17 protein-coding genes are annotated in these 24,374 nt (G+C 71.5%); 11 read left to right on the top strand and 6 right to left on the bottom strand.

All coding sequences use genetic code 11. The features are described 5' to 3' along the window. Window positions 1-125 precede the first annotated feature (125 nt). The gene (locus tag M1P99_RS19660; RefSeq protein ID WP_304454069.1) at window positions 126-1,256 is read right to left on the bottom strand and encodes a LacI family DNA-binding transcriptional regulator; all 1,131 of its coding nucleotides are present in this window, start codon (window positions 1,254-1,256) and stop codon (window positions 126-128) included. Window positions 1,257-1,352: 96 nt separating this feature from the next. Here M1P99_RS19660 and M1P99_RS19655 point away from each other — a divergent pair, with 96 nt between their 5' ends. The 5 genes from M1P99_RS19655 to M1P99_RS19635 all read left to right on the top strand — a co-directional run bounded on the left by M1P99_RS19655 (window position 1,353) and on the right by M1P99_RS19635 (window position 8,418). Continuing rightward, window positions 1,353-2,966 (top strand): glycoside hydrolase family 13 protein, encoded by a 1,614-nt coding sequence (locus tag M1P99_RS19655; protein ID WP_304454068.1) that lies wholly within the window; start codon window positions 1,353-1,355, stop codon window positions 2,964-2,966. A 196-nt stretch (window positions 2,967-3,162) separates the two neighbouring features. After that, window positions 3,163-4,413 (top strand): maltose ABC transporter substrate-binding protein, encoded by a 1,251-nt coding sequence (locus M1P99_RS19650; protein WP_304454067.1) that lies wholly within the window; start codon window positions 3,163-3,165, stop codon window positions 4,411-4,413. A 242-nt stretch (window positions 4,414-4,655) separates the two neighbouring features. After that, a complete protein-coding gene (locus M1P99_RS19645) occupies window positions 4,656-5,903 on the top strand; it encodes an extracellular solute-binding protein (protein ID WP_304454066.1) in 1,248 nt (415 codons plus the stop codon). Between the two features lie 2 nt (window positions 5,904-5,905). Then, window positions 5,906-7,513, top strand: coding sequence for an ABC transporter permease subunit (locus tag M1P99_RS19640; RefSeq protein WP_304454065.1), 1,608 nt, complete (start codon window positions 5,906-5,908; stop codon window positions 7,511-7,513). Then, window positions 7,513-8,418, top strand: a complete 906-nt coding sequence (locus tag M1P99_RS19635; protein ID WP_304454064.1) for a sugar ABC transporter permease — start codon at window positions 7,513-7,515, stop codon at window positions 8,416-8,418. The genes M1P99_RS19640 and M1P99_RS19635 overlap by 1 nt, the downstream gene beginning before the upstream one ends. Window positions 8,419-8,510: 92 nt before the next feature. On the opposite strand, the gene lepA is transcribed toward M1P99_RS19635, so the two are convergent. Then, complete coding sequence (lepA, locus tag M1P99_RS19630; protein ID WP_304454063.1) at window positions 8,511-10,349, bottom strand: translation elongation factor 4; 1,839 nt, start codon at window positions 10,347-10,349, stop codon at window positions 8,511-8,513. Window positions 10,350-10,666: 317 nt separating this feature from the next. Here lepA and M1P99_RS19625 point away from each other — a divergent pair, with 317 nt between their 5' ends. From M1P99_RS19625 to M1P99_RS19610, 4 genes are all read left to right on the top strand, one after another. Continuing rightward, on the top strand, window positions 10,667-11,635 hold the full coding sequence (locus M1P99_RS19625) for a hypothetical protein (RefSeq protein WP_304454062.1): 969 nt from the start codon (window positions 10,667-10,669) through the stop codon (window positions 11,633-11,635). Between the two features lie 188 nt (window positions 11,636-11,823). Next, window positions 11,824-12,096 carry a 30S ribosomal protein S20 gene (gene rpsT / locus M1P99_RS19620; RefSeq protein ID WP_304454061.1) on the top strand — a complete coding sequence of 91 codons (273 nt, stop codon included), beginning with the start codon at window positions 11,824-11,826 and terminating at the stop codon, window positions 12,094-12,096. A 124-nt stretch (window positions 12,097-12,220) separates the two neighbouring features. Then, window positions 12,221-13,573, top strand: coding sequence for a helix-hairpin-helix domain-containing protein (locus M1P99_RS19615; RefSeq protein WP_304454060.1), 1,353 nt, complete (start codon window positions 12,221-12,223; stop codon window positions 13,571-13,573). Window positions 13,574-13,580: 7 nt separating this feature from the next. Next, on the top strand, window positions 13,581-15,923 hold the full coding sequence (locus M1P99_RS19610; protein ID WP_304454059.1) for a ComEC/Rec2 family competence protein: 2,343 nt from the start codon (window positions 13,581-13,583) through the stop codon (window positions 15,921-15,923). Window positions 15,924-15,953: 30 nt separating this feature from the next. On the opposite strand, the gene M1P99_RS19605 is transcribed toward M1P99_RS19610, so the two are convergent. Beyond that, window positions 15,954-16,601, bottom strand: coding sequence for a pyridoxamine 5'-phosphate oxidase family protein (locus M1P99_RS19605; protein ID WP_304454058.1), 648 nt, complete (start codon window positions 16,599-16,601; stop codon window positions 15,954-15,956). A 54-nt stretch (window positions 16,602-16,655) separates the two neighbouring features. Beyond that, a complete protein-coding gene (locus M1P99_RS19600; protein ID WP_304454057.1) occupies window positions 16,656-17,372 on the bottom strand; it encodes a globin domain-containing protein in 717 nt (238 codons plus the stop codon). 689 nt (window positions 17,373-18,061) lie between these two features. Between M1P99_RS19600 and holA the strand changes: the two genes are divergently transcribed. Continuing rightward, on the top strand, window positions 18,062-19,024 hold the full coding sequence (gene holA, locus M1P99_RS19595; protein ID WP_304454056.1) for a DNA polymerase III subunit delta: 963 nt from the start codon (window positions 18,062-18,064) through the stop codon (window positions 19,022-19,024). Between the two features lie 40 nt (window positions 19,025-19,064). Here the strand turns inward: holA and M1P99_RS19590 are convergent, their stop codons facing one another. After that, the gene (locus tag M1P99_RS19590; RefSeq protein WP_304454055.1) at window positions 19,065-20,273 is read right to left on the bottom strand and encodes an amidohydrolase family protein; all 1,209 of its coding nucleotides are present in this window, start codon (window positions 20,271-20,273) and stop codon (window positions 19,065-19,067) included. Between the two features lie 504 nt (window positions 20,274-20,777). Continuing rightward, on the bottom strand, window positions 20,778-22,304 hold the full coding sequence (gene hflX, locus M1P99_RS19585; RefSeq protein WP_304454054.1) for a GTPase HflX: 1,527 nt from the start codon (window positions 22,302-22,304) through the stop codon (window positions 20,778-20,780). A 333-nt stretch (window positions 22,305-22,637) separates the two neighbouring features. Here hflX and aceB point away from each other — a divergent pair, with 333 nt between their 5' ends. Further along, window positions 22,638-24,242 carry a malate synthase A gene (gene aceB / locus M1P99_RS19580; RefSeq protein WP_304454053.1) on the top strand — a complete coding sequence of 535 codons (1,605 nt, stop codon included), beginning with the start codon at window positions 22,638-22,640 and terminating at the stop codon, window positions 24,240-24,242. Window positions 24,243-24,374: the final 132 nt, after the last annotated feature.

The following is a 24,374-nucleotide window of genomic DNA, read 5'->3' as shown; positions in this document are numbered from 1 at the left end:
GCACAGACCGGCCGGTCGGCGGTCGGAGGAGCGGGGTCGGGGTCGGGGTCGGGGGCCGGAGGGAGGAGGGTCCGCCCGGCGGGTGTGCGGAGTGGTGCCACGGGGGCGGATCGGGGGCGGGGGTGTCAGACGCGCTGACCGGCGACCGGGTCGGCGCCGGGGTGCGCGGAGCCGTCCTGGACGGCGGCGGAAGGCGTGGAGGCCTCCTGCGCGGCGTGTCGGCTACCGGGGAGGGAGGCCGGGACGGTGTACCCGGTCGGGGCGGCGGCCGTGGAGGCGCGTACCACGAGCTCGGGGTCGAAGACGTACTCGGTGTGCGAGACGGCGTGCCCGGCGATCTCGTCGCACAGGGCCCGGACGGCGGCCAGGGCCATCGCGTTGACCGGCTGGCGCACGGTCGTCAACGGCGGATCGGTGAACGCGATGAGCTGGGAGTCGTCGTAGCCGACCACGGAGAAGTCCTCCGGCACGCGCAGTCCGCGCTGCCGGGCGGCCCGGATGGCGCCCAGCGCCATCATGTCCGAGCCGCAGACCATGGCCGTGACCCCGCGCTCGATGAGCCGCGTGGCCGCGGCGTGCCCGCCCTCCACTCCGAACAGCGAGAGCTCGACCAGGTCGCGCCCGCTCAGTCCGTGCGCCGCCAGGGCCGCGTGGTACCCCTCCAGCTTGCGCCGGACCGGAACGTAGCGGTCGGGGCCGCTGGTGAATCCGATGCGGGTGTGGCCGAGGGCGATGAGGTGGTTGACCGCCAGCCGGCCGGCCTCGCGGTCGTCACAGGAGATGAACGCGGCGGGGATGGCCTCGGTGAACCCGTTGACCAGCACGATGGGGAGCCGCCGCGAGACGAGCGTGTTGTACCGGTCGTAGGAGGCTGAGGTGTCGGCGTGGCGGCCGGACACGAAGAGGATGCCGGAGACGTTGCGCTCCAGGAGCAGCTCCACGTACTCGTCCTCGGTTATCCCACCGGGGGTCTGGGTGCACAGCACCGGCGTGTAGCCGCGCTGGGCCAACGCCCCCTCCGCCGCCTGGGCGAACATCGGGAAGACCGGGTTCTCCAGTTCGGGGATGACCATGCCGACCAGCCCGGCGGAGCGCTGCCGGAGCCGGGCGGGCCTTTCGTATCCGAGGACGTCCAGCGCGGTCAGAACGGCCTTGCGCGTGTCGCTGCCGACGCCGGGTTTGTCGTTGAGCACCCTCGAGACCGTCGCCTCGCTGACGCCTGCGTGCCGCGCGATGTCGGCAAGTCGTGGACCCATGCCGATGATTCTAGTCGAGATGGTCGTCACATGGACGTAAGTTGGCGGTAATCTTGCGCAAGAACTTGCAGACGCTCTAGGGAAGGACCCCCGCACATGGCGCTTAAGTCGCAGTGGTGGCGCGACGCGGCCATCTACCAGATCTACGTCCGCAGTTTCGCCGACGCCGACGGGGACGGCGAGGGCGACCTCGCCGGCATCCGCGAGCGCCTGCCGCACCTGGCCGAACTCGGCGTGGACGCGGTCTGGCTGACCCCGTTCTACGTGTCTCCCCTCGCCGACGGAGGATACGACGTCGCCGACTACCGTGACGTCGACCCCCGCTTCGGCACCCTGGCGGACTTCGACGCGCTCCTGGCCACCGCGCACGAGCTGGACCTGCGCGTGATCATCGACGTGGTGCCCAACCACTCCTCGTCGGCGCACCGGTGGTTCCGCGAGGCCGTGGCGGCCGAGCCGGGCAGCCCCGCGCGCTCGCGCTACATCTTCCGCGACGGCAGGGGCCCCGACGGCGAGCAGCCGCCGAACAACTGGAACTCGATCTTCGGCGGACCGGCCTGGACCCGGCTCAAGCGCCCCGACGGCACCCCCGAGCAGTGGTACCTGCACCTGTTCGACGCCGAGCAGCCGGACTTCGACTGGACCAGCCAGGAGGTCCACGACGAGTTCGACGACGTCCTGCGGTTCTGGCTGGACCGCGGTGTGGACGGCTTCCGCATCGACGTCGCGCACGGCATGGTCAAGGACCCGGCCCTGCCCGACATCGAGGACGGCGCCAAGGCCGACCTTTTGGACGGCAGCACGACCCTGCCCTACTTCGACCAGGACGGCGTGCACGACATCTACCGCCGCTGGGCGGCCATCGCCGCGAGCTACCCCGGCGACCGCACCATGGTCGCCGAGGCGTGGGTGGAGGACGCCGAACGGGTGGCCCGCTACCTGCGCCCGGACGAGCTGCACCAGGCCTTCAACTTCGAGTACTTGACCTCGCCCTGGGACGCGGGACACCTGCGCTCGGTGATCGACTCGTCCCTGACCGCCAACGGCGCGGTCGGCGCGACCACGAGCTGGGTGCTGTCCAACCACGACGTCACCCGCCACGTGACCCGCTTCGGCGGCGGCGAGCAGGGCCTGCGCCGCGCGCGTGCGGCCACGCTGCTGATGCTGGCCCTGCCGGGCTCCGTGTACCTGTACCAGGGCGAGGAACTGGGCCTGCCAGAGGTCACCGACCTGCCCGAGGACGCCCTCCAGGACCCGACGTGGGAGCGCTCGGGCCGCACCGAGCGCGGTCGTGACGGCTGCCGGGTGCCCCTTCCGTGGGAGGACGGGGCGGCGCCCTACGGGTTCGGCGCCGAGGGCAGCACGCCCTGGCTGCCGCAGCCGGAGGGCTGGGGCCGGCTCTCCCGTGCCGCCCAGCGCGGCGTGGAGGGTTCGACCCTGGAGATGTACACCAGCGCGCTGCGCCTGCGCCGTGAGCTCGACGCGCTCGGCGACGGGGCGATGACCTGGCTGGACGCTCCCGAGGGCGTGCTGTACTTCGAGCGCGAGCCCGGCGTGCGCTGCGCGGTGAACCTCACCGGCGAGTCCGCCGACATCTCGCTCGGAGAGGGAACCGCGCCGGAGACGCTGCTCTCCAGCGGTCCCGTGGCCGCCCCGGCCGAGGGCACCCTGTCCCTGCCCGCCGAGACGGCGGTGTGGCTGCGCGTGTGACGCGCCCGAGCGCCGGGGCGGGGGCGGGCCCGTCCCGCCCCGGCGCCACCCCTCCCCGCGGCACAGGTCGCCCCGGGCCCTCCTCTCGCGCGCCGGACTCCGTCCACCGTTCGGCTCGCGCCCCTCACCCCACCGACACCAGCGGTGCCCTGACCGGTCATGGCCCGGGCCCCGCCCATCCCCCCTGGAGGACGCCATGAGGCCCCTGACACCGACGGGCACGCGCCTCGCGTGCGCCGCCGCCGGACTGGCACTCGCCCTCACCGCCTGCGGTTCGGACACCGCCGCCGACACCGCCGGACCGGACCGGATCCTGACGATCTGGGCCGACGACGAGCGCGCCCTGGCGCTGATGACGTTCGCCGAGGCCTACTCGCGCACGTCCGACGCGCAGGTGGAGGTGATCGTCGTCGAGCACGAGGAGCTGCGCGCCAGCTTCGTGAGCGCCCACGCCAGCGGGCTCGGCCCGGACATCATGGTCGGTCCGCACGACTGGACCGGGGAGCTGGTCGAGTCCGACGCGGTCGCGCCGGTGAGCCTGGACGCGCGGGCGGCCGAGGCCTTCACGCCCGGAGCCCTGGACGCGGTGACCTACGACGGCGCGGTCTACGGCGTCCCCTACGCCACCGAGAACCTGGCACTGATCCGCAACACCGACATGGCTCCGTCGGCACCGCGGACCCTGGAGGAGCTGATCGAGACCGGCTCCGAACTGGTCGACGCCGACCGGGCCTCACGGGTGCTCGGCCTGCAGGTGGGCGAGGAGGGCGACGCCTACCACGTGCACCCCCTGTTCACCTCCGCCGGCGGCTACCTCTTCGGCGAGGACGGCGCTGGCGACCCCGACCCCACGGATCTGGGCGTGGCGGCGCCGGAGTCGGTGGCCGCCTTCGAGCGGCTCGCCGAGCTGGGTGAGGCCGGTTCGGGCGTGCTGACGCGCGACACGACGGCGAGCCGCGCCACGGAGCTGTTCACCGAGGGTGAGACGCCGTACTTCGTCACCGGCCCGTGGAGCCTGTCGGCGATCAAGGAGGCGGGGGTTCCCTACGAGATCAGCCCCGTGCCGCCGTTCGCGGACGGTGCTCCGGCCCGCCCGCTGATCGGTGTGCAGACCTTCTTCGTGGCGGCGGGCGCCTCCGATCCGGACCTGGCGCGCACGTTCGCGGCCGACTTCGTCTCCGACCCGGAGTTCTCGGTGATCCTGTACGAGGCCGACCCCCGGGTGCCCGCGCTCGTGGACGCCCTGGAGACGCTGTCCGAGCAGGACCCGGATCTGCAAGCCTTTCAGAATGCCGGTGAAAACGGCGTACCGATGCCCGCGATCCCGGAGATGGACGCGGTGTGGGGGCCGTTCAGTCAGGCGAGTGCGGACATCATCGCAGGTGCGGACCCCGCGGCGGAGCTCGCCGAGGCCGAGGAGCTGATCACCGCGGGCTTCGCGGAGTGATCCGAACGTGTGAGGCGAGACCAGATTGATCACCTCGCGTCACATGACGACCACGTTCGGCCCATCATCACCCATCCGTTTCCTGGGTGTTTCCACATCTTTATCCCGAGAGTCTGCAAAGACTTTCAATGCTTGCAAGTTATTGCTAACGTCACATCACATCGCATGCTCGAGACGGACCGGGGGCCACCGGCCAGCCGCATGCGCACCTCTCCACACCGGCCTCCCGGAAGGAAGACACCATGAGATTCCGCAGCGCACCGGCGATCACGGGGATCGCCGCCATCGCCCTGATGGCGACCGCCTGCACCGGCGGCGGCGACACTGACAGCGAGGGAGGGTCGGCCGAGGGCGGCCTGACCATCTGGACCGACGCCGAGCGCGCCGACGCCGTCGAGGCGGCCGCCGACGAGTTCGCCGAGGCCAACGGCATCAGCGTCAGCGTCGACACCGTGGCCTTCGAGGACATGCAGGGCGACGTCCTCAACGCCCACCAGGCGGGCAACGCCCCCGACATCTTCATCGGCGCGCACGACTGGACCGGCAACCTCGTCCGCAACGGGGCCGTGCAGCCCATCGAGCTCCCCCAGGACCAGGCCGCCCTGCTGGACGAGACCTCCCTCGAGGCCATGTCCTTCGACGGACAGCTCTTCGGCGTTCCGTACTCGCAGGAGAACCTCTTCCTGATGCGCAACACCGAGCTGGCCCCTGACGCCCCCGAGACCTTCGAGGAACTCGTCGAGACCGGGACCGAGCTCAAGGACGGCGGCGACGTCGAAGAGGTCCTGTCCATGGCGGTCACCCAGGAGGGCGACCCCTACCGGATGAACCTGCTGTTCACCTCCGGCGGCGGCTACCTCTTCGGCCAGGACGACACCGGCACGTGGGACCCCTCCGACCTGGGTGTGGGCACCGACGAGTCGGTCGAGGCCATGGAGAAGATCGCGGAGTACGGCGAGGACGGCGAGGGCGTCCTGCGCCGCTCCATCGGCCTGGAGAACGACGCGGCCCTGTTCTACGACGGTGACGCGGCCTTCTTCGTCGCCGGCCCGTGGAACCTGGCCGACGCCCAGGAGGCCGGCGTCGACTACGAGATCAGCCCCTTCCCCGGCTTCGAGGGCGGCGACCCCGCCAGCCCCTACATCGGCTACCAGTCGTTCTTCGTGACCGAGGGCAGCGCGAACTCCGCCCTGGCCGAGGAGTTCGTGACCAACTACGTCACCGACACCGAGTTCATCCTCAGCCTGTACGAGATCGACCCCCGCACGCCCGTCCAGACCGAGGCCCTGGAGAGCGTCTCGGCCGAGAACCCCGACATCGCCGCGATCGCCGAGGCCGGTGCCGACGGTATCCCGATGCCCTCCATCCCGGAGATGGGCGAGACCTGGCAGCCGCTGGGCGTCGCCCAGGCCGACATCATCGGCGGAGCGGACCCCCGTGAGGCCATGGAGGCCGCCGCCGAGACCATCTCCGAGCAGATCGGCGAGTAGGCGTGGCGGCTTCCGATTCCGACAACGCGGGCGCCCCGGAGGGGGCGCCCGCCCCACCGCTCCCCGGCGGGCGCTTCGCCCGGGACGGGTCCATGGTCGGCCGGATCGTCAAGATCGGCCTGCTGGGACTGTTCACGGCCCTGGGCGTGTGGGCCGTACTCCCGCTCTACCTCGGGGGCAACTGGCTCGGCATCGGGCTCGTCGTCGCCGTGGTGGGCCTGGTCTACTACGTCTACCTGTCCAAGCGCACCGTGCCCGCCAAGTACCTCGTGCCCGGTGTGCTGTTCCTGATGGTGTTCCAGATCTTCCCGGTGCTCTACACCATGAGCACCTCGGTGACCAACATGAGCGACGGTCACCGGGGAAGCAAGGAGCAGGCCATCTCCGCCGTGGAGTCCCTGTCCGTGACCCGGACCGCGGACTCGCAGGAGTACGACCTCACGATCGCCACGGTCGGCGACCCGGAGACCGGTGAGCTGGCCTTCCTCCTCACCGACGACGAGGGCGGCGCCTACGTCGGTGACGCGGACGGGCTCAGTGAGCTCAGCGGCGCCACCGTCGAGGACTCGGGGAAGGTCACCGAGGCGTTCGGCTACACCATCCTCACGCCGGCCGAGGTCAACGAGCGCAGCGGCGAGCTGGCGGAGTTCGCCGTGCCCACGGGCAGTGGCGCGGGTATCCGCTCCAGCGGCCTGTCCACCGCCTACGAGGGCAGGGCACTGCGGGTCTACGACGAGTCGTGCGACTGCGTGACCGACACCGAGACCGGCGAGGTGTACACGGCCGACGACGAGCGCGGCGCCTTCTACAACGACGAGGGCCAGCGCCTCCCCCAGGGGTGGCAGGTCAACGTGGGCGCCGACAACTTCGCGCGCTTCCTGCTCGACCCGACGTTCGCGGCGTCGTTCTTCAGCATCCTGCTGTGGAACATCGTCTTCGCCGTGGCGGTGACCGGCCTGGTGTTCGTCGTCGGTCTCGCCGTGGCCCTGACGCTGCACGTGCCGAGGATGCGCGGCAAGGTGTTCTACCGGGTTCTGGTGGTCCTGCCGTACGCGATGAGCTCCCTGGCCATGTACCTGCTCTGGCGGGACATGTTCAACACCGACTTCGGTGTCATCAACCAGATTCTCGGTCTGCGGATCGACTGGTTCGGCTCGGTGTGGGGCGCGCGGGTCGCGGTCATCCTCGCCAACGTCTGGCTGGGGTACCCGTACATGTTCCTCGTGGCCACGGGGGCGCTGCAGGCGATCCCGCGTGAGCTCGGACACGCCGCGCAGATCGACGGCGCCAACCCCTGGCAGTCCTTCCGGCACGTCACGCTGCCGCTGCTGATGGTGGCGATGACGCCGATCCTGGTCGCCACGTTCGCCTTCAACTTCAACAACTTCAACGCGGTATGGCTGCTGACCAGGGGCGGACCGCTGTTCTCCGACAACTCCACGGCCGGTGCCACCGACCTGTTGATCACCTACACCTACCGGCTGGCCTTCAACGAGGCCACCGCGCAGTACGGCTACGCCGCGGCGCTGTCGGTGATGATCTTCCTGATCGTCTCGGTGATCTCGGTGACCAGCCTGTGGCGGAGCAAGGCACTCAAGGAGGTGGCCTGATGTCGGTCGACACCGTGCGGACGACGCAGAGGCGCTACCGGCGCGGCGCGGGCACCCGGTTCGGTCTGTGGGCCACCCGCCTGGGCTGGCGCCACGTGGTCATGTGGGTGGTCGCGGCCTTCGCGCTCTTCCCGGTGATGTTCGTGGTCTCGGCCGCGCTCAACCCGCTCGGCACGCTGAGCAGCTCACAGCTGTGGCCCACGGGGGCCAGCCTGGACAACGCCCGGGACCTGTTCGCGAACACGCCGTTCACGACCTGGTACGCCAACTCGCTGTTCTTCGCGCTCACGAACGCGGCGGTGACGGTGCTGCTGTCCGCGCTGGCCGCCTACGCGTTCAGCCGGATGCGGTTCACGGGCCGCAAGGTGGGGCTGATCGGGCTGCTGGTCATCCAGATGTTCCCGCAGTTCCTGGCGATCGTCGCGCTCTATCTGATGTTCACCTCCATCAGCGAGTACTACCCGGCGATCGGCTTCGACACGCGCTGGGGCCTGCTGCTGGTGTACCTGGGCGGCGCGCTCAGCATCAACACGTGGTTGATGAAGGGCTTCTTCGACACCGTGCCCAAGGAACTGGACGAGTCGGCGCAGATGGACGGGGCCACACACGCCCAGGTCTTCTTCCGGATCATGCTGCCGCTGGTCACCCCGGTGCTGGCGATCGTGGGCCTGCTGGTGTTCATCTCGACCATCAACGAGTTCCTGCTGGCGAGCGTGTTCCTGCGCGACACCGAGGCCAAGACCCTGGGGCTGGGCCTGTACCAGGTGGTCGCCTCGTCCCGTAACGCGAACTTCGGGATGTTCTCGGTCGGCGCGATCATGCTGTCACTGCCCACCCTGATCGTGTTCTGGTTCCTGCAGCGCTTCATCACCGAGGGGCTGACCTCCGGAGCCGTCAAGGGCTGACCGCCCACCGCACATGACAGAGGCCGTGCCCCGAGGGGCACGGCCTCTGTCGTTTCGTCCGGCGCAGCCTGGAGGTCAGGCGTCCCGAACCACTACTTCTTCTTCTTGTCCTCGCCGCCGCTGTCGGTCGACAGCGCGGAGATGAAGGCCTCCTGGGGCACCTCGACCCGGCCGACCATCTTCATCCGCTTCTTGCCCTCCTTCTGCCGCTCCAGCAGCTTGCGCTTACGGCTGATGTCGCCGCCGTAGCACTTGGCGAGCACGTCCTTGCGGATGGCGCGGATGTTCTCACGGGCGATGACCCGGGCGCCGATGGCGGCCTGGACGGGGACCTCGAACTGCTGGCGGGGGATGAGCTCGCGCAGCTTCTTGGTCATCGCCACGCCGTAGGCGTAGGACTTCTCCTTGTGCACGATCGCCGAGAAGGCGTCGACCGGCTCGCCCTGCAGCAGGATGTCCACCTTGACCAGGTCCGCCGCCACCTCGCCCTTGGGCTCGTAGTCCAGGGAGGCGTAGCCCTTGGTCCGGGACTTGAGGTGGTCGAAGAAGTCGAAGACGATCTCGGCCATGGGCAGCGTGTAGCGCATCTCCACCCTGTCCTCGGACAGGTAGTCCATGCCGTGCAGTTCGCCGCGCCGGTCCTGGCACAGCTCCATGATCTGGCCGATGAACTCCGAAGGGCTGAGCACCGTGGCCTTGACCACCGGCTCGTAGATGGCCGCGATCTTCCCGGCGGGGAACTCGCTGGGGTTGGTCACCACGTGCTCGGTGCCGTCCTCCATGTCCACCCGGTAGATCACGTTGGGCGCGGTGGAGATGAGGTCGAGGTTGAACTCGCGCTCCAGGCGGGCCCGGGTGATCTCCAGGTGCAGCAGGCCGAGGAAGCCGCAGCGGAAGCCGAAGCCCAGTGCGGCGGAGGTCTCCGGCTCGAACACCAGCGAGGCGTCGTTGAGCTGGAGCTTCTCCAGCGCGTCGCGCAGGACCGGGTAGTCGGTGCCCTCGATCGGGTACAGGCCCGAGAACACCATGGGCTTGGGCTCCTGGTAGCCCTCCAGCATGTCGCTGGCCGGCCGGTTCAGGGCGGTGATGGTGTCACCGACCTTGGACTGGCGCACGTCCTTGACGCCGGTGATGATGTAGCCGACCTCGCCGACGCCCAGGCCGCCGCACTTGGTGGGCTCGGGCGAGCTGACGCCGATCTCCAGGATCTCGTGGGAGGCCCTGGTGGACATCATCTGGATGCGCTCGCGCGGGCTGAGCTTGCCGTCGATGACGCGGACGTAGGTGACGACGCCGCGGTAGGTGTCGTAGACCGAGTCGAAGATCATCGCGCGGGCGGGCGCGTCGGCGTCGCCGACGGGCGGCGTCATCTGTGTGACGATCTCGTTCAGCAGGTCCTCGACGCCCTCGCCGGTCTTGGCGCTGACCTTGAGCACGTCGGAGGGCTCACAGCCGATGATCCCGGCGAGCTCCTCGGCGTACTTCTCCGGCTGGGCGGCCGGGAGGTCGATCTTGTTGAGCACCGGGATGATCGTGAGGTCGTTGTCCAGCGCCATGTACAGGTTGGCGAGGGTCTGCGCCTCGATGCCCTGCGCGGCGTCCACCAGCAGGATCGCGCCCTCACAGGCGGCCAGGGAACGCGACACCTCGTAGGTGAAGTCCACGTGGCCGGGGGTGTCGATGAGGTTGAGCGTGTAGGTCTTGTCGTCGATCGCGGTGAAGGGGATGCGCACCGCCTGCGACTTGATGGTGATGCCGCGCTCGCGCTCGATGTCCATGCGGTCCAGGTACTGGGCGCGCATCTGTCGGTCCTCGACGACCCCGGTGATCTGGAGCATCCGGTCGGCCAGCGTCGACTTGCCATGGTCGATGTGCGCGATGATGCAGAAGTTGCGGATCAGCGCGGGATCGGTCCAGTTCGGCTGTGCCACCGTGCTCCGTTCACAAGTTGGGTTCGGGGCCGCGCGCGAGATCCGCGCCGTCCCGCCGTGGTCAGGGCCTACGGCATCGTCCATCATCCCACGACGGCGGGGTGCCCTCTCCGGGGGGACCGCCGCCGCCCGTGCGGCAGTATGGGCACGGACGCGGGACCGGGACCGGTCCCCCACGGCCTTCGCCGCTACCGGTGGATCACCGGGAACGGTCCGCGGACATCCGGTCCCGTGCCCAGATTATGCGACCTGGGACCGGGAAGGGGCCGTCGCGGCGCACATCGTGCGGGGTTGGCGGCCGTGGAAGGAGTGGGCCGGTGAAGTGGCTGTTGACACGGGTGCTGGCGGGCGTGGCCGCGGTCGCGGTCGTGCTGGCGGGGGCGGGTGCGCTGCTCGCCTACCAGTACTCGGGCGACCCCGCCCCGTGGGCGGCGTCCCAGGGGTCCGACGCCGCGTGGGTGGGTTCATGGGAGGACACCGACGCCCTGGCCGCGATCCTGGATACCGGGGGCGTCGACACGGTGTACGTCCACGCGGGGGACATCGGTGACGCGGGCGTCGTCAGCCGGGTGGAGGGCACCGGCGAGCTGTTGTCGTGGCTGGCCGACGAGTATCCCGACGTGCGCCCGCTGGCGTGGCTGAGGCACGTGCGTACGGGCTCGTCACTGGTCCGGGACCGGTTCGGGGCCGACGCGCGGGAAACGCTGGCGTCCCAGGCCGCGGAGGTGGCGGGTGACGGGTTCGCGGGCGTGCACCTGGAAGTGCGGCCGGTGACCGTCAACGACCCGTCGATGCCGGAGCTGGTGTCGATGGTCCGCGAGGAGCTGGGCGGGGATCCGGTGCTGTCGGTGCGGGCCCAGCACGTGGAGCTGCTGCCGGGCGGCCGCATGCCGTCGTTCGTGGTCCGGCGCGAGGAGAAGTACTGGTCGAAGGGGTACCTGGACCGGGTGACCGAGGAGGCGGACGAGGTCGTCCTGCCGGGTGTGGACGCGGGCATGCCGACCGAGGCGATGTACGGCGGCTTCATGGTCCGTCAGGTGCACGAGGCCGTGGCGGCGCTGAGCACGCGCGACGAGGTGACCCTGCGGTTCGGACTGCCCACCTATGACAGTCGGGCGTGGGGCGAAGGCGGGGAGCACGAGTCGCCGGAGACGGCCCTGGCGGGGGTGCGTCTGGGTATGACCGGCGCGGAGCCCCCGGAGTCGATGACACTGGGAGTGGCGTTCTACCTGGCCGACGAGGCGGACGCGGTCGACCTCGCGGCCTACCGCGCCGGCTGGCTCTGACACGGGATGCGCGAAGTGGTGCCGGGGTGGGGCATACTGGAAGTCCGTGTCTCGGACTTCCACGGTATCCCGTGGTCTCTCACACCCAGCGTCGGCGCCCACGCCGGCCTCTCGCGGAACGGCTGCCCGTGAGATGAGCCGCCTGATCGACCGACGCGCAGATCTGATCAACTGGAGCACGTTTTCGCATGGCGAACATCAAGTCGCAGAAGAAGCGCATCAAGCAGAACGAGAAGGCTCGTGTCCGCAACCAGGCGGTGCGCTCGCAGCTGAAGACGGCCATCCGCAAGTTCCGTGAGGCTGCCGAGGCCGGGGACGTCGAGAAGGCCACCGTCGCTCAGCGCGACGCCGCGCGACTGCTGGACAAGGCGCACAGCAAGGGCGTCATCCACAAGAACCAGGCCGCGAACCGCAAGTCCGCGATCGCCAAGCGCCTGCGGGACCTGCAGCCCGCCGCCTGATCCAGGCTCGACGGACCCGGCACGGTGGTGACACCGGGCCGGGTCCTCTCATGTGCGGGCGGAGTTATCCACAGCGGGAGATCGCCTGATGACACAGGGTTGAGGCTTCCTTACCGTTGCGTTCATGACCCTTCACCGCCGTCGGCGCCCGCACACTCCCGCACCCCAGGACCGGCTCCGTGCGCTCGGACCGGCGGCCTCCCCCGCCGTACAGCGCCTGCACGCCCGGATCCCCCGCCCGAGCGAGGCCGGGCCCGGGACGGGGCCGCCGCCGATCCCCCGCGCGCCGTACGCGCTCGACACGGCCGACGCGCCCTACGGCCCGCCCGTGGACGCCGCGGACGAGGCCGCGCTGGACACCACCGTCCAGCGCACCCGCCTGGTCCCCCCGGTGGAAGCCGACCCGGACGCCGTCCCCACCGAACGCCTCCGCCCGGCCCGCGGCCGCAGCCACGCCGAACCACGGGCCGTCCGGCCCGGCCCCACCGGGGCCGGGGGCCACCGCCCCGCCCGCGTGTGGCGGGGCCCCTCCCCCGCCCGGGAGCAGGAGGCACCGCGGGACCGGCCTCTCCGGCCGACGCGCGCTTCCCCGGGCCCTCACGCCCGGCCGGCGGATCCCGTCATCGGACCGGCGCACGGTACTCAGCACGGACACGGCGCCCGACCGGGCGCCGAGGCCCCGCCCGGGCCGGAGTACCGTGCCGGGGCGCCCGGTAGCGCCGACGCCGGGCGGGAGGGAAGTACCCGGGCGCAGCGGCGGGCCCGGGAGGGCGGGCCGCCGCGGGCGCGCGGTGTGGGGCCGGGTCTCGGCGGCGGGGAGGGAAGGCCTCCGTCGGGATACACCGAGTTCGATCCCGCCGAGTCCCTCCTGGAGCGCTGGACGCGGCGGTGGACCGCCCAGGCGGCGCTGTCGCGGCGGGCGGTGCTGGCTCTGACGGTCCTCGGGTTCCTCGCCGTGGGCGCGACGCTGATGGCGCTGCGGGACCGGCCGCAGACCGTCGAGCCGAACACGGCCGTGCAGGCGGCGGCCGGCCCCGCACCGCGGACGAGCGCTGCTCCGGGCGGGGACGTGGTCGTCCACGTGAGCGGTGACGTGGCCGACCCCGGGCTGTACACGCTGGCCCCCGGAGCGCGGGTCTCCGACGCCGTCGACGCGGCGGGCGGCCCGCTCCCGGACACCGATCTCGACCGGCTCAACCTGGCGCGCCCGCTCACGGACGGCGAGCAGATCGTCGTGGGCCCGCCCGACCCCGAGGGCACCGCGGCCGGTACGGCGGGCGGGTCACTGGTGAACGTCAACCGGGCCGACGCCGCGACGCTGGAGACCCTCCCCGGGATCGGCGAGGTCATCGCGGCCAACATCATCGCCCACCGGGAGGAACACGGCCCCTTCGTCCAGGTCGAGGACCTGGTCGACGTGAGCAAGATCGGCGACGCGGTCCTGGCGGACATCGCACCCCTGGTCACGGTGGGGTGAGCGTCCGGTGACGACGTGGCTCGGCACGGACGCCGACGGCTGGGACCGGCCGCCGGACCTGCGCCTGCTGGCACCGGCGGTGTCGGCGTGGCTGACGGCGCTGGCCGCGCTGGCGGTGCCCCCGTGGGTGTCGTGGTCGTTCGCCGCGGCCGCGGGCTGCGCGGCGATCGGCGCCTACGTCGCTGCCCGGCCGCCCTGGGAGGCCCTCGTCCTGACCGCCGCGGCCGTGCTGACCTGTGCCGGGACCGTGGCGGCGGTGACCGGCGCCCACGTGCACCGGGTGGTGTCCAGCGCCGCCGCCGAGGCGGTCGGGCACGGGCGCGCGGTGGAGTTCACGGGAATCGTCACCGCGGATCCGCGGGCGCGGTCGGGGACACCGCGGCCCGGGCGTGCGGAGTGGGTGATCCAGGCGCGCACCTCGTGGGTGGACGGCGCCGACCCAGAACGGGGCGCGCGGGCACCGGTGGTCGTCCTGGCCTCCGGTGAGGGCTGGGACGGGCTCCTGCCCGGGCAGGAGTTCCGGGTCGGCGGCCGTTTCGTCGCGGCCCCCGACGATCCCCTGACGGCCGCGCTCGTGCTCGTGCGCGGTCCCCCTGAGCACGTGGCGGAGCCGAGCCGGGCCCAGGCGCTCGCGGGCGACGTGCGCGCCGGGCTGCGCCGGGCCGCCGGTGAGCTGGACCAGCCCGAACGCGGCCTCCTGCCCGCGCTGATCGTCGGTGACGCGTCCGAGCTGCGGCCGCAGACCGCCGAGGACTTCCGGGCGACCGGGATGACGCACCTGTTGACCGTGTCCGGCGCCAACCTCGCCGTGCTGACCGGGTTCGTGCTGGCGGTGGCCCGGCTGGTACGGGCTCCCCCGTGGGCGTCGGTCCTGGGCGGCGCGGTGATGATCTGGGTGTTCGTGCTGGTCTGCCGACCCGAACCGAGTGTGGTGCGGGCGGCGGTGATGGGCTCGTTGGGGCTGCTGGCGCTGGCCGCGGGGCGGCCGCACGCGGCGCTGGGCGCGCTGAACGTCACCGTGGTCGGTGTGCTGTTCGTGTCGCCCGGGCTGGCCGACTCCTACGGTTTCGCGCTGTCGGTCCTGGCCACGGCGGGCATCGTGCTGTTGGCGCCGCCCTGGACGAGGTCGTGGTCGCGTCGGCTGCCGCTGCCACTGGCCGAGGCGTGCGCGGTCGCGGCGGCGGCGCACGTGGCGGTCGCCCCGGTGCTCGTGCTGTTGTCGGGCGAGGTCTCGTGGGTGACCGTCCCGGCCAACGTGCTCGCGGCGCCGGTGGTCGCCCTGGTCACCGTCTGCGGGGCCGTGGTGGCGGTGCTCGGCGTGGTCTGGGGTGCCGGAGCGGCGGTGGCGGTGTATCCGCCCGGTTGGGGAGCGGCGTGGATCGCGTCCGTGGCCGAGGTGGGGGCCAGGGTCCCCTTCGGAGCGCTGCCGTGGCGGTCGGACGTGGCCGGCGGTCTGCTCCTGGCCGGGCTGTTCGTGGTCCTGCTGCTCACGCGCGGGCGGGTCAGACGCGCGGTCGCGGCGGGTGCGGCGGCCGTGGTCGTGCTGGGTCTGGCCGCCCGCTGCCTGCCCGGCGGATGGCCCCCGCCGGGGTGGGCGCTGGTGGCGTGCGATGTCGGACAGGGCGACGCCTTCGTCCTGTCGGTGGGGCCGGGCACCGCGGTGGTGGCCGACACCGGGGAGGAACCCGAACTGATCGACGACTGCCTGGACCGGTTGGGGGTGCGCGACGTCCCCCTGCTGGTGCTCAGCCACGACCACGCCGACCACGTCGACGGCGCACCGGGCGTGCTGCGCCAGCGCCGGGTGCACACGGCGCTGGCGCCCGAGGGGTTCGCGGACTCCCCGACCGGCCGACTCCTGAAGGAGGAGGGGATCGACCTGTTGGCCGCCGAGCGGGGCCAGTCGCTGCGGGTGGGCCCGTGGCTGCTGCGGGTGCTGTGGCCCGAGGCGGGGTACGCCGGGACGTTGAACAACGCCTCGGTGGTGGCCCGCGCGGACGGACCGGCACTGTCGGTCCTGCTCACCGGCGACGTCGAGGAGGAGGCGCAGAAACTCCTGGTCGGCGGGCCGGACGCCGGGCTGCTGGCGGTGACCGTCCTCACGACGCCGCACCACGGCGCCGCGACGCAGGATTCCGCGTTCCTGGACGCCACCGCTCCCGTGGTCGCGGTGACCTCCGTGGGCGCCGACAACCCCTACGGCCATCCTGCCGCCTCGACCTGGAACCGGCTGGAGCGATCGGCCCGGGTGAACCTGCGCACCGACCGTGACGGGGACGTGGCCGTGCTCGACGGGACGGGGTCCGGTATCCCCCTGGTGGTCACGCGCGGTCCCGGGCCGACGCCGTGAACCAGCCGCCGGCGTCGGCGCGGGCGCGCCCTAGCCGGAGAGGAGGTCGTGCGGGGCGCTCCACGGCGACGGGGTGTCCTTGGCGGCGAAGAAGTCGCCGCCCTTGCGCTGCGTGTCGTCGGTCCCCCAGTCCTCGTCGTGGCCGACCTTGCGCAGGCGGGGGATGTGCTTGCGGCAGTGGATGTAGGCCTCTTCGACGTGGATCATGGTCCACATCATCGCCCGCTGCCCGGGCACCTCCGGCAGGGGCAGCCCACGGATGCGGGACCGCAGGTGGTCGTCCTCCACGAGCTTGGCCCGGCCGTTGACGTGCAGGCCGATGCGGTCGCGCTCGAAGTCGAGGAACATCAGCCCGATGTGCGGGTTCTCCATGATGTTCCCCGCGCTGGCGAACACCCCGTTGCCGCGGTACTCGGGGTAGACCAGGGTCTGGTCGTCGACGACGTGGACGAAGCCGGGCGGCCCGGCCCGGAAGCTGGAGTCGCACTCGCCCCTGCCGTCCGACGTGGCGATGAACAGCATCTCCTGCCGGGCGATGAACTCGCGCATCCGGGGGTTGAGGCGGTCCAGCATCTGGTCCTGGTAGAACCGGTCGGCGCGTGCGGCCGTCCCCGTCACGGCCTGGACATGGCGCTCGCCCGTGGTGCCCGGTGCGCGGTTCTGGTCGGTCTCACTCATTCTGCACGAACTTTCGACGGGGCGTGGGGCGGGACGGGGGTGTCGGCCGACCGGTCAGCGCGACGGACGGTAGGCCCGGTCGCGGCCCGGGACGGTGTAGGCGTGCCTGGGCGGGGGCGCCTGCGGGTTCCCCTGCGCTGGGGCGGGGACCGACGGCGGAGCCCCGTACGCGGGTGCGGGGGCAGGGACCGACGGAGGCGGAGCCCCGTACGCGGACCCGTGTGAGGGGACGGGAGCTGGGCCGCCCCCGGAGGCGGGCGGACCGGAGGGAGCGGACTCCGCCGAGGGCGGTGGAGCACCGGGCGAGCGCTCGGGGTCCGCCTGCCCGGCGGCCCGTTCCGCTCCGGCGAGCATGTTGGCGGTGATCCATTCGTAGACCAGTACCCACGCCGAGCTCATGGAGGACGACCAGGTCGGGGAGATCTCGCTGACCGCGCGGACCAGGGACCGGCCGACGAAGGGGTAGTGCTCGGGCTTGACGTGCAGCTCCCTGTGGTGCTGCGCGCCCAGGTCCTGCAGGTAGACGGCCACGTCGTCCGGGGAGTCCAGGTGCTGGACGACCTCCAGCAGCGCCGAGGCCATGCGCTTGTGCTGCGGGCGCAGATCGTCGGGGAACATGGCCCGGACGCCGGGTGCCATGGCGAAGAGGTTCTCGTAGAAGCGCTCCGCGAGCCGGGTCGATCCTGCGGGCAGCTTCGCGCACGACGCGCGGACCGCCTCGATGACCGACTCGTCGGGCAGTGGGACTTCGGTGATGCGGCGGGGAGACAAGGGCGGTTCCAGGTGTTCGGGTAGCGGGGACGCACCGGAGGGAAGCGCCGGAGCCCGGTGGGGGAACGGGCACGGAGGTCCGGACACGGGCGTTCGCCCCTGGACGGGCCGCCGGGGGACCGGTCGGGCTGCGGGTCTTCGCTGCCGGGTTCATGCCTCGGGCTCTGGCGGAGCCGGCGGTCCGGGGACCGCCACGGCTCCCGGCGAGCTCACTCCGATGGGGTGGAGACGGTCCGGACCCGTCGTCCGGGGTGCGGTCTCTGGCTGTAGGACGTCGGTCCGCTGGGGTCGCCTGTCCCGCCCGGGCCTACCGTCCGGGGGTGAGGGGAGGGGGTGCGGAGGCTGTCCGACAGAATCGAGAATGCGAGTTCTCTCAACGCTGCCTGGCCTTTTCCGGCCCCGAGATCCGCTGGTGAGCGGTTCCCGGGAGCACATGTCGGGGAGGCTGTGGGGCGCGTACGCACGCATACGTCGCTCTATGTGCCGATTTCGCGATGCACTGTAACAGAACATCCCACAGGACACACAGTTACCGGGGTGTAACTCGGGCACCACATCTGGGCATCGGCTCTCACCTGCGCGTCCAGACCGCTTCTCGTCCGTCTGCGGGACGGGCCGTGCGGAGCGAACCTCCCCGAACGCCCGCGCAGCGCGGTCGAACGGTCCCCGGACCGTGGCATGCTCGGTGTATGCCTGCACCCGCCCTGATCACCCTCATCGTCGGCGACGAGGAACTGCTCGTCGACCGGGCCGTCGCCGCCGTCGTCGCGGCGGCCCGGGAGGCCGACCCCGGCGTGGACGTGCACGACCTGACCCCCGCCCAGGTCGGCGTGCACACCCTGGTCGAAGTCACCTCGCCGTCGCTGTTCGGTGACCGCCGGGTGGTCGTCCTCCGCTCCGCGCAGGACCTCACCAAGGACCTGTCCGCGACGGTCACCGACTACCTCAAGGCCCCGGCGGACGACGTCTACCTCGTGCTCACCCACGCGGGCGGCGCCAAGGGCAAGGCGCTGCTCCAGGCCGCGACCAAGGCGGGCGCCCAGCGCATGGACTGCAAGGGTCCGAGCAAGGGCCCCGAGCGCGTCGCCTTCGTCAAGGGCGAGTTCGCCTCCGTCGGCCGCACGATCGCCCCCGACGCAGCTCAGGCCCTGCTGGACGCGGTCGGCACCGACCTGCGGGAGATCGCCGCCGCCTGCACCCAGCTGATCGCCGACACCGAGGGAAGGGTCGACGCCGCCGCGGTCGCGCGCTACCACTCGGGCAGGGCCGAGGCCTCCGGCTTCACCGTCGCCGACCGCGCGGTCGAGGGTCGGCTGCCCGAAGCCCTGGAGCAGCTGCGCTGGTCCCTGTCGGTGGGTACCGCGCCCGTCCTGATCAACAGCGCGCTGGCGGGCGCCGTGCGCGGCATCGCCGTGGCCGCGCAGCCGCCGCGCGGCACGAGCGAGGCGGACCTGGCCAAGCGCGCCAAGGTCCCGCCGTGGAAGATGCGCACACTGCGCCAGCAGGCGCGCGGCTGGAGCTCGGCCGGGATCACCCGCGCGATGAGCGTGGTGGCCGAGACCGACGCCCTCATCAAGGGCGCCGGACGCGATCCCGCGTACGCGCTGGAGCGCGCCGTCATCGAGATCGCCCGGGCCCGCGGGACCCGCTGACCGCCCGACGGGCACCGTCCGCCCCGGTTCCGCCCGCGCCTCAGCGGATGGTCTGGCCGCCCTGCCACACGCGCAGGGTGTTCAGCCCCATGGACCAGGCGAAGGCGCCCTCGTGGTCGGCGTCCCACTGGACCAGGTCGGCCAGGCTGCCCGGCACCAACAGGCCGCGGTCGTTGAGCCCGAGGGCGCGCGCACCGCCCACGGTCGCGGCGCTGAGCGCCTCCTGCACCGTCATCTCGAACATCGACACGGCGAGCGAGATCACCAGCGGCATCGACATCGCGCCCGACTGGCCCGGGTTGTGGTCGGTGCCCAGCCCCACGGGCACACCGTGGTCGAGCAGGGCGCGCACGGGCGGCATGCGCCGTTCGTGCAGCGAGGTGGTGGGGCAGGCCACCACGGGCGTGCGCGTGGCGGCCAGCGCGAGGATGTCCTGCTCGTCGGTCTCGTGGAGCAGGTCCACCGACGAGCACCCCAGCTCCGCGGCCATGCGCACGGCACCGTGCCGCGGGCGCGAACACGCGTGCAGCGTGGTGCGCAGGCCCACGGACTGGCCGACGCCGAGCAGCATGTGCGCGTCCTCGGTGGTGAACTGCTGGTTGTCGCAGTACACGTCGACGCCGTCGGCGCCCGCCAGGGCGGCGTCGCTGAGCCAGGACGCGGCGGCGCTCACGTACTCCCTGGGCCGGCCGAAGAACTCGGGCGGCACCCCGTGTGCCGGGAAGAACGTGACATGCAGGCGGGGCATGCCCGGTTCCTCCTCCAGTGAGCGCAGCAACCGCACGTCGGCGAGCTCGCCGTCCCGCGTCAGGTGGTAGCCGGTCTTGGCCTCCAGGGTCGTGCACCCGGACAGCACCCAGTGCCGCAGCCGCTCGCGGACCGCGTTGCACAGGGTCCAGGGGTCGGTCCCACGCGTGATGGTCACCGTGGTCGAGACCCCGCCGCCCGCGGCGAAGATGTCGCCCCTGGAGGCGCCCTTGGCCCACATGTTGACCTCGGCGTAGCGGTCGCCCGCGTACACCGGGTGGCAGTGGGCGTCGACCAGGCCCGGGGTGATCAGGCCGCCGCCGATGTTGATGACCTCGTCGACGTCGGTGAGGTCGTCCACGACGCCGGGGACGCGCTGGGGAAGCTCGGCCGCGGGGCCCACCCAGGCCACGCGGTCGTCGTGGATGAGGAGCGCCGCCTTGGTCAGCAGTTCGTTCCCGGTCCACAGCCGACCGATGTTGGTGAGCAGTACCACCGTCATGGCGTCAGTCCCGACCTCGCCGGTTCAGGCCCGCGTGCGCGGACGGGGGGCGCGGGGCGCGCGGGAGGACGGGGTCGGAGCCGAGGGCTCTCCGCCGAGGGTCGCGGGAAGGAGACGGGAGGGCGGCATGGCTTCCTCGATTATCTGCAGCGGTCCGACTGGGCCGGCCCTGCGACCGCCGGGGCCGCCGCGATGCCGCCGCAGTGGGATGGGGGAGGCTGTCGGGGGACAGCGGCCACTCTCGGCCAGTGCTCCAAAACCGTAGTCCATTCCCGGACTCCGTGTACACCTCTGCTGAATGACGAATGCGAGCGAACCGGAACGACACTCACAGATGCCAAGAGTGACGAACGCCACCCGGGAACCCGTGAGCTGCCCGTGAGCTGCCCTTGCGCCACCGCATCCGCACCGGTCACGCCGGTCGGCGAACGTGAGACCCCACGACGAACGGGCCGGGACACCCGGTCGGGCGTCCCGGCCCGCGGCCGGTCGGAGCAGACCTGCTCAGGCGGTACTGAGCACGTACTCCTCCAGCCGTGAGGCCAGCAGTTCGGGCACGAACGCGTGGATCGCGGTGCCGTCTCCGGTGTGCTCCTCGCTGAGGATGCGGCCCTCCTCGTGCACCTTGGCCACGAGGTCGCCCCGCGAGTACGGCACGAGGGCGTGCACCTCGTGCGCGAGTTCGGGCAGCGCCCCGGCGAGCGCCGCCACCAGGTCCGCCACCCCCTCCCCGGTGCGGGCGGAGACCTCGACGACGTCGGGGTAGCGCGTGCGCAGCACCTTGAGGAGGTCGGGGTCGGCGGCGTCGACCTTGTTGACCACGACGAGTTCGGGCACGTCCGTGGCCTCGATGTCGGCGAACACCTCGTGGACCGCCCGGATCTGGCTCTCGGGGTCGGGGTGCGACCCGTCGACGACGTGCAGGATCAGGTCCGAGTCCGCGACCTCCTCCAGCGTGGAGCGGAACGCCTCCACCAGCTGGTGCGGCAGGTGCCGGACGAATCCGACCGTGTCGCTGAGCGTGAACGCCCGGCCGTCCGGCGTGCGCGCCTGGCGGACCGTGGGGTCCAGGGTGGCGAACAGGGCGTTCTCCACCAGCACCCCCGCTCCGGTCAGGCGGTTGAGCAGGCTGGACTTCCCGGCGTTGGTGTATCCGGCGATCGCCACCGAAGGCACGGCGCGCGTGCGCCGCACGTCGCGCTTGACGTCGCGCGCGGTACGCATGTGCGCGAGCTGGCGCCGCAGCTTGGCCATCTTGTCGTTGATGCGCCGGCGGTCGGTCTCGATCTTGGTCTCACCGGGGCCGCGCAGGCCCACACCGCCGCCCGCTCCGCCGCCGCCGGAACCACCGGCCTGCCGGGAGAGCGAGTCACCCCAGCCGCGCAGTCGCGGCAGGAGGTAGCTGAGCTGGGCGAGTTCGACCTGGGCCTTGCCCTCGCTGCTGCGCGCGTGCTGGGCGAAGATGTCCAGGATCAGGGCGGTCCGGTCGACCACCTTGACCTTGACGACGTCCTCCAGCTGGCGCAGCTGGCCGGGGGTGAGTTCACCGTCGCAGATGACGGTGTCGGCCCCGGTGGCCATGACGATCTCACTGAGTTCGGCGGCCTTGCCCTTGCCGACGTAGGTGGCGGGGTCGGGCTTGGACCGGCGCTGGGTCAGGCCCTCCAGGACGAGGGCACCCGCGGTCTCGGCCAGGGCGGCGAGCTCGGTCAGTGAGTTGTCGGCGTCGGCCTGCGTGCCGTTGGTCCACACTCCGATCAGGACGACGCGTTCCAGGCGCAGCTTCCGGTACTCGACCTCGGTGACGTCGGTGAGTTCGGTGGACAGTCCCTGGACGCGCCGGAGCGCGTGGCGCTCGGCGAGTTCCATCTCGCCCCGGTCGGGTGAGGTGGTCGGGTCGTCACCCCCCTGGTCCGCGGCGGGCCCGGTGGTGTCGATCCCGTCAGTGGCGGTGATCGCCTCACGGAACCCGTCCTCACCGCCGGCCTCGCGGCCGGGCTGGGCGGTTCCGTGGTGGTCAGCTGTATTCATATCCCTCCAGGTGGGTCAACGCGTCCGGCGCCCCGGATCTTCCCGGTGCGACCATGGGTACGAGGTCGATCGTCGCACCTCACCATCGCTGTGGCACCTCAATTATCGCAGGAGGGGTGACCCGAGCCACGGTGCCGTGCGGCAGCGGAACCGCACGGAAGGAGGGGGTCTGCTCAAGAACCTCGGAAGTTTCCAGGAGAAGTTTGCGCAAGCTTCGCATAACGGGAAACTAACTGGTCATGTGACCCGCGAGTGACGTTGACCGCTCGACATCAAGATAGTAGCTTCGTTTCCACATACCAGAATCAACTTTCGTATTGCGGAAGGTCTTCCATGGGCGCCACACACGGGGTCGAGATCACCGGCCCTCTCCACGACCGCTTCGACGAGATCCTGACCGAGGAGGCCCTCGCCCTCGTCGCCGAGCTCCACCGCACCTTCGAGGCGCGCCGCCAGGAGCTGCTCTCCGCGCGCCGGACCCGCCAGGAACAGATCTCGGCCGGGGCCGACCTCGACTTCCTCCCCGAGACCAGGCACATCCGCGAGGACGACAGCTGGAAGGTCGCCGACCCCGCCCCGGGCATCACCGACCGCCGCGTCGAGATCACCGGTCCCACGGACCGCAAGATGACCATCAACGCGCTCAACTCCGGCGCGAAGGTGTGGCTGGCCGACTTCGAGGACGCCAACACCCCGCTGTGGGAGAACATGATCGGCGGGCAGCTCAACCTGCGCGACGCGCTGGACCGCGCCATCGACTTCACCTCGCCCCAGGGCAAGACCTACGCCCTCAAGGACGACGCCGAGCTCGCCTCCATCGTCGTGCGCCCGCGCGGCTGGCACCTGGACGAGAAGCACATCCTCGTCGACGGCCAGCGGACCAGCGGCGGGATCGTCGACTTCGCGCTCTACTTCTTCCACTGCGCCCAGCGCCAGCTCGACAAGGGCAAGGGACCGTACTTCTACCTGCCCAAGATGGAGAGCCACCTCGAGGCCCGCCTGTGGAACGACATCTTCGTCCTGGCCCAGGAGCGGCTGGGCATCCCCCGCGGCACCATCCGCGCCACCTGCCTGATCGAGACCATCCCGGCGGCGTTCGAGATGGAGGAGATCCTCTACGAGCTGCGTGAGCACTCCGCCGGTCTCAACGCGGGCCGCTGGGACTACCTCTTCAGCATCATCAAGACCCACCGCACCCGCGGGCGCAGCTTCCTGCTGCCCGAGCGCAACGCCGTCACCATGACCGCGCCGTTCATGCGCGCCTACACCGAGCTGCTGGTCAAGACCTGCCACAAGCGCGGTGCGCACGCCATCGGCGGCATGGCCGCCTTCATCCCCTCCCGCAAGGACGCCGAGGTCAACAAGACGGCCTTCGCCAAGGTCCGCGACGACAAGTCCCGCGAGTCCGGCGACGGCTTCGACGGCTCCTGGGTCGCCCACCCCGACCTGGTCCCGGTCGCCAAGGAGATCTTCGACGGCGTCCTGGGCGAGCGCCCGAACCAGATCGACAAGCAGCGCCCGGAGGTCGAGGTCTCCGCCGCCGACCTGCTCGCCGTCGACAAGACCGAGGGCGGCGTCACCCTCGCCGGCCTGCGCGGCAACATCAACGTCGCCCTGCAGTACCTGGCGACGTGGATGGGCGGCAACGGCGCGGTGGCCATCCACAACCTCATGGAGGACGCCGCCACCGCCGAGATCTCGCGTTCCCAGATCTGGCAGTGGCTGCACAACGACGTCACGCTCGACGGCGGCGAGAAGGTCACGGCCGAGCTGATCAAGCAGATCATCGACGAGGAGCTGACCGCCATCCGCGCCGCCCTCGGCGACGCCTTCGACGAGGGCCTGTACCAGCAGGCCAGCGAGCTCTTCACCGAGGTCGCGCTCGCCGACGACTACGTCGACTTCCTCACCCTGCCCGCCTACGAGCGCATGCCGTAGGTCCCGGCCACCCCGCGCGGTGCACCGCCGCGCAACACCCGGGCGGCGCCCCTTGCCTCGGCAGGGGGCGCCGTCGTACGGTCCTTCCGAGGAACCTCCGGAGAGCGGAATGCGCTTCTTGCGCTCTGGAAA

The organism is Nocardiopsis sp. YSL2 (genome assembly GCF_030555055.1).
Taxonomy (GTDB): domain Bacteria; phylum Actinomycetota; class Actinomycetes; order Streptosporangiales; family Streptosporangiaceae; genus Nocardiopsis.
This window is presented reverse-complemented; position numbering and strand designations above follow the sequence as displayed.